Source organism: Frankia sp. CcCS3, from assembly GCF_977927575.1.
In genome coordinates, this window is sequence record NZ_CDWRCL010000245.1 from 1 (window position 1) to 5,876 (window position 5,876).

The window sequence follows — 5,876 nt, forward strand, 5'->3', positions numbered from 1 at the left end:
GTGGCCCGTCCCCGGCCGCCCGGGCGAGCGCCGCGGCCCGGTCGGCCCGCACGGCGGCGTCGGAGTGTTTGCCGCGGTCGTAGGCGGTGGCGGCCGCCACCGTCGTGACCGCCGCGTGCAGCCGCATCCACTCCAGCGATGGCCGGCCGCGCAGCCGGTGCTCCCGGGGCACGGTCTGTGTCGTGCGCTCCAACGAGACCAGGGCGGACGTGGTAGTGATCAGATCAGACGTCTCGTAGGCCCTGACCGTCGCGGTCAGGGCGGCCATGCAGGCCTCGTGCAGGCCGGATGCGTCGTCGCGCAGACTCACGGAGCCCACCGCCGCGAGGCCGGTGGCAACCAGGACAGAGCGTCGGTCCGCGACCTCCGAGACCTCCGAGACCTCCGAGACGATGGGACCCTCCGTGCTCCTGCGGGAATGATCGCGGCCTTCCGCCGGCACGCGACGGGGCGGTGAGTCGTCGCCGCCAACGGCGTGATCCGATCGCTCGGACGACAGATCCGGTTATTCACGGCGGCCTTCCTCCTCTTCCCCGTGGTAGTGGCCGGTCCTCGAGCCTTCGTCCCGTCCCGTCCCGGCGACATCGACCGGTGTACACGCGCGCACCGGTCGATGCGTCTGAGCTCTCTGCAGCTGAGCTCTCCGCATCCGACACCCATATGGTCGCGAGGCCGCACTGTCCCGACGAAACCCGGCGTTCACGTATTCGTGCGCGAAGCGCCGTCTTCGACGGTATCGTTCGGGGGCCGCGGACGCGCCGAGTTGTGCGCACTCGGCGATGTGGTACGTGTCTCTTCAGGGATTGGCGTCGGTTGTTGTCGGAGGTTGTTGTCGGATGGCTGAACCGCCTGACTGCCTGGGGCCGCCGCAACGATTGTCCGCAGTGCGGGCGCCGGTTGGCCGAAATTCTCGTGGCATCCTGCGAATGTTTCATCCTCGTGTCGTCGAGTCATTGCATGTTTCGCCATGATGATGTTTCCCGGTCGGGATGCCGTCGGGAGACCGCGGGGAGGTCGCCGCGGGGCTCGGCGCGACGCCGATGCGAGCTCGGCCGGCTCCCGCCCGGGCGGGCAAGATCCGTCCTGGCGGTGGCCCCCGAGTGCCGCCGGTAAGGTGAACAGCATGGCCGTCGACCTGTCCGAGGAGATCAAACAGCTGGATGCCACGTTGACCGGCATCGAGACGGTTCTCGACGTGGAGGGGTTGCGCCGTCGCGCCGAGGATCTGGAGCGTCAGGCTGCGGACCCCGACCTCTGGTCCGATCAGGACCGGGCCCAGGCTGTCACCCGCAGGTTGTCGTCGACGCGCGGGGACATCGCCAGGGTGGAGGGGTTGCGTCGCCGTCTCGACGACATCGCCGCCGCCGCGGACCTCGGCGACGAGGATCTACTCGCCGAGGCCGCAGCCGATTTTCCCAGGCTGTCCAATGACATCGCCGGTCTCGAGGTCCGGACCCTGCTGTCCGGCGAGTACGACGAGCGGGACGCGATCGTGCAGCTCTCGGCCGGGGCCGGCGGGGTGGACGCGGCCGACTGGACGGCGATGTTGCTTCGGATGTACCTGCGGTGGGCCGAGCGGCATGGCTACGCCACGGAGGTCTTTGACACCTCCGAGGCTGAGGAGGCGGGTCTGAAGTCGGCAACCTTCCAGGTCAAGGCGCCCTATGCGTACGGGACGCTGCGCAGTGAGCACGGGGTGCACCGGCTCGTCCGGATTTCGCCGTTCGACAACCAGAACCGGCGGCAGACCTCCTTCGCCGGGGTGGAGGTCACCCCGGTCGTCGAGCTGTCCGACCACGTCGACATCGACGACAAGGATCTGCGTATCGATATTTTCCGTTCGTCCGGCCCGGGTGGACAGGGGGTCAACACCACCGACTCCGCGGTCCGCATCACGCATCTGCCCACGGGCATCGTGGTGACGTGCCAGAACGAGCGCAGCCAGCTCCAGAACAAGGCCGCCGCGATGATCGTGTTGCAGGCGAAGCTCCTGGAGCGGCGGCGGGCCGAGGAAGCGGCGGAGAAACAGCGCATCACCGGCGGGCCACAGGACGTCTCCTTCGGATCACAGATCCGTAACTATGTCCTCCACCCGTACCAGATGGTGAAGGATCTGCGTACCGACACCGAGACCTCGAATACCAGCGGTGTTCTCGACGGCGAGCTCGATGATTTCATCGACGCGGAGATCCGGTGGCGGCGGTCGGTCGAGAATCAGGCGTGAGAGGGTTCTTCGGAGCTTTTGCCGACGCCCGGGATGCGCCTGGTTCCGGGCTGAGCGGGCAATCCTCGCCGCACCGTCCGGGCGCTCGTGGCCCGGCGGGACGATACGCGCCCGGCGTTCCGGTTCCGGAGGTCCGGAGGTCCGGAGGTCCGGAGGTCCGGAGGTCTCCCGTTTCCGGGACGGCATCCGAATGCTGCCTGCCTCTCGGGGAACGGACGGTGAAAAGACAAAGATCCGGCCGTGGTGGGAACGCCGGTGTGACGTAGGCTCGGCCGGCGGCCCGGCCCGGCGTCGGGGGAGGACTCCACCGGATCTCCTGACGTCATTGGCATGCCGGGTATACACGTGTAGAGTTCCGGGTAGTTCGCGGACCGGTCGATGTTTTAGTTTCGGTGTCTTGATCTGGTCCGTCTACTGCTTCACTCGATGGGATGTACGCCCGTGTCACCTGGTCGTTCACGATTGCGAACCGCTGTCGCGGAGGGAGTGCGGTCTGTGTCCCTGCACACGAATGCACGCATGTATCTGTGTGGAAATAACGGTGCAAATCCGGGCAGGATGGCCAGTCTCGCCGGTACGGGAAAGCCGTGACCTCCCTGGCGCCCGCGGCGTCCGGCGCCGCCTCCGGCGTGTTCGACGGTGCGCCCACGATGCCCCTGCCCGTCCTTATGTACCACGGCGTCGGTGATTCGGTGAGTGCGGACTTCCGACGCTGGGAGCTCCCTCCCGGTGCCTTCGCCGAGCAGCTCGAGGCCCTCGCCGAAAGCGGTTACCACCTCACCGGTCTCACTGACGCGCTGGCGCATCCCGCCCGCCGCCAGGTGGTGATCACCTTCGAGAACGGCTTCGAGGACTTCGTCACCACCGCGGTGCCCGCTCTGCGGGCGATCGGTGCCAGCGCTACCCTGTACGTGCCGACCGCCTTCGTTGGCCGGCGCGCCACCTGGCTGGATGGCTACACCGAGCGCAACCTCCCCTGCTGGACTGGTCCGACCTCGCCGCGCTCGCCGGAGAGGGCATCGAGCTCGGCTCGCACGGTCACCGTCATCTGGAGCTCGACGTGGTGCCGACCGCCTTGGCGCGGTACGATGTCACCGCCAGCCGGCGGCTGATCGAGGAGAGAACCGGCCGGCGTCCGGACAGTTTCTGCTACCCCTTCGGTTATCACTGCGCGTCGGTGCGCCATGTCGTCGCGGCCGCCGGGTTCGAATCGGCCTGTGAGGTCGGGTACCGCATTCATCAACCGACGTCGTCCCGGTTCGCCATCAGTCGATTGATCGTCAATCGGGCCGCTGGAGCGGCCGACATCCTTCGGCTCGTTTCCCAGGGGCATCGCGACGCCCTGCTCAGCGCCCGGCGAGGACTGCAGTCGGGGTGGCGGGCATATCGAGCGGCGCGCTGGCGGCTCGGCCGAGGCGCCTGACGACGGGGAACGCGGGAACTGGGGTCCGGGGTCCGGGGCCTGGCAGTTACCGCGTGCTCTCTCACACGACCGCGAGCCGATAGCCCCGCTTGATGACGGTCTCGACCACGCGGCCGGCCGGTCCCAGCGCGGTGCGTAACCGGGCGACGGTCATCTCGACCGCGTGTTCGTCGGTGAGCCCGGCCGTGCCCGTCCGGCGCAGCAGCTCGGCTCGGGACAGCACCCGACCGGGACGCTCGGTCAGCGCGTCGAGGACCGCCGCGGTCCTGGGTGCGAGCATCACCGGCTCGCCGTTGACGATCACTGCCGCGCCCTGGACCCGCAGCACGTGCCCCGCGGCCTCGACGGTCCGCCCTCGGCGACGCGGGAGTTCGTCGGACAGCGTGCGCACGAGTGCTCCGAGCCGGAACCGGTCCGGGGCCACCGTCGCCACGCCCTGCCGTTCGAGGGGGGCGGCGCAGACCGGACCCACGCACGCGGGCAGCACCTCGCCCCGCAACGCGGTCAGCAGTTCGTCGAACTGTCCCATCTCCCGGGCGATCCGTAGGAGGCTCACCACGGCGGGCGCGCTGGTGAAGGTGACCGCGGAGACCCCGCCGGTGACGATGAGTTCGACCATCCGGCGGACCGGCCGCAGATCGTCCGGTGGTTCCCACCGGTACACCGGTATCTCGACGACCTCGGCACCCGCCGCGCGCAGCCCCTCGACCATGTCTGGCAACGGCTCGCCGTGTAGCTGCACCGCGATGCGCAGCCCGGCCAGGTTCTCCGTGAGCAGATGGGCGACGAGCTCGGCGCCGGATTCCGAGCGGGGCGACCAGCATTCGGTGAGCCCCGCGGCCCGGACGGCGCCAGTGACCTTCGGCCCTCGGGCGAACAGCCGGGCGCCGTCCAGCCGGTCGCGCAGCCGCTCGCCGACCCCCCAGCCCTCGGCGGCCTCCACCCAGCCGCGGAAGCCGATTGCCGTCGTAGCGATCACTGCGTCCAGCGGCCGGGTGAGGCACTCCCGGGTCGCGGCGAGCAGCAGGCTGTCGTCGGCGAGCGGCACGATGCGCAGGGCCGGGGCATGGATCACCCGGGCTCCGCGCCGTTCGAGGAGGTTCGCGAGTTCGTCGCGGCGACGCGCGGCCGTGACCCCGACGGTGAAGCCGAGCAGCGGTGGCAGCCCGGCGCTGACGGCCGGCTCCGTCGATGTCGCCGATGCCGGGGACGTTCCGGGCGCGCTGGTGGTTCCGGGTGTTCCGGCGGTTCCGGCGGTTCCGGGTGCGCCGGACCGGTCGCCGATGTCGGGCCACCCGGGACTACGGGTTGTCATGAGGCTACCTCCTGGCCTGGGGTCCCGCGCCGATCCCCCGGTCACCGCAGGATCGGACACGGCCATGTCCACGCGCTTGCCGGTGTGCAACGCCGGTGTTAACCGGCACCGTTGCGTATTCACGACGTCCGCATCGAGCGTTCGTCGGGCATCTCACATCCCGTCGTGTCGTGGAGTGCATGCCTTGTATCCGGACCGACCTGACTTCGAGTCGGTGTTGACATCCTGGGTTCGTACGGTTCTGGCCGTAGCGGGTGCCCGTTTGGACCGGCACCCATCGGTTCGGACGTGCGGGTGGTGCGCGGATGTCTTCTCGATCATTGGTGGTCGTCGGCCACGGCATGGTGGGGCATCGGTTGTTGGCGGCGCTGCGGGACCGCGACGTCGAGGGGCGATGGGATATCACGGTCCTCGCCGAGGAACCTCGGCCCGCCTATGACCGGGTGGGCCTCTCGGCGTACTTCACCGGGGCAACCGCGGAGGACCTCAGCCTCGTCGAGGACGGATTCCTCGAACACCCCCGGCTGCGGCTGCGTCTCGGTGAACCGGTCGTCGCCGTCGATCGGGCCGCCCGGACGGTGACCACCGGTGCTGGCCGCACCTACCGGTACGACGTGCTGGTGCTTGCGACCGGTTCCTACCCGTTCGTCCCGCCGGTACCCGGCCGGGAGGCCACCGGCTGCCATGTCTACCGCACGATCGAGGACCTAGAGGCGATCTTCGCCTCGGCGCGGGGTAGCCGGACCGGGACCGGTGTGGTCGTCGGTGGCGGTCTGCTCGGCCTCGATCTGTCTTCCGCACATGGGGTTTCGATGCGTTGACCGGCCTGGTTTCCGATCAAGGTGGCCGGGTCGGATCGACGCCGAGAATGGTGAGGAGGTGCTGGTGCAGAGCCGAGGGGCGGGGGATGTAGG

Annotated in this window: 3 protein-coding genes and 2 pseudogenes; 3 read left to right on the plus strand and 2 right to left on the minus strand. The window is 69.3% G+C overall.

Going from position 1 to position 5,876, the window contains the following annotated elements; translation table 11 throughout:
* A pseudogene (locus AC08OQ_RS17060) lies at nucleotides 1-310 on the minus strand (hypothetical protein); the annotation flags it as partial.
* A gap of 813 nt (nucleotides 311-1,123) precedes the next feature.
* Between AC08OQ_RS17060 and prfB the strand changes: the two are divergent.
* Together prfB and AC08OQ_RS17070 are read left to right on the plus strand one after the other, a co-directional pair.
* Nucleotides 1,124-2,224, plus strand: coding sequence for a peptide chain release factor 2 (prfB, locus tag AC08OQ_RS17065; RefSeq protein WP_476601949.1), 1,101 nt, complete (start codon nucleotides 1,124-1,126; stop codon nucleotides 2,222-2,224).
* 587 nt (nucleotides 2,225-2,811) lie between these two features.
* A pseudogene (locus tag AC08OQ_RS17070) lies at nucleotides 2,812-3,647 on the plus strand (polysaccharide deacetylase family protein).
* Between the two features lie 61 nt (nucleotides 3,648-3,708).
* Here the strand turns inward: AC08OQ_RS17070 and AC08OQ_RS17075 are convergent.
* On the minus strand, nucleotides 3,709-4,962 hold the full coding sequence (locus tag AC08OQ_RS17075; RefSeq protein ID WP_476601948.1) for a uroporphyrinogen-III synthase: 1,254 nt from the start codon (nucleotides 4,960-4,962) through the stop codon (nucleotides 3,709-3,711).
* A 305-nt stretch (nucleotides 4,963-5,267) separates the two neighbouring features.
* On the opposite strand from AC08OQ_RS17075, the gene AC08OQ_RS17080 reads away from it, so the two are divergent.
* Nucleotides 5,268-5,783, plus strand: a complete 516-nt coding sequence (locus AC08OQ_RS17080; protein ID WP_476612196.1) for an FAD-dependent oxidoreductase — start codon at nucleotides 5,268-5,270, stop codon at nucleotides 5,781-5,783.
* Nucleotides 5,784-5,876: the final 93 nt, after the last annotated feature.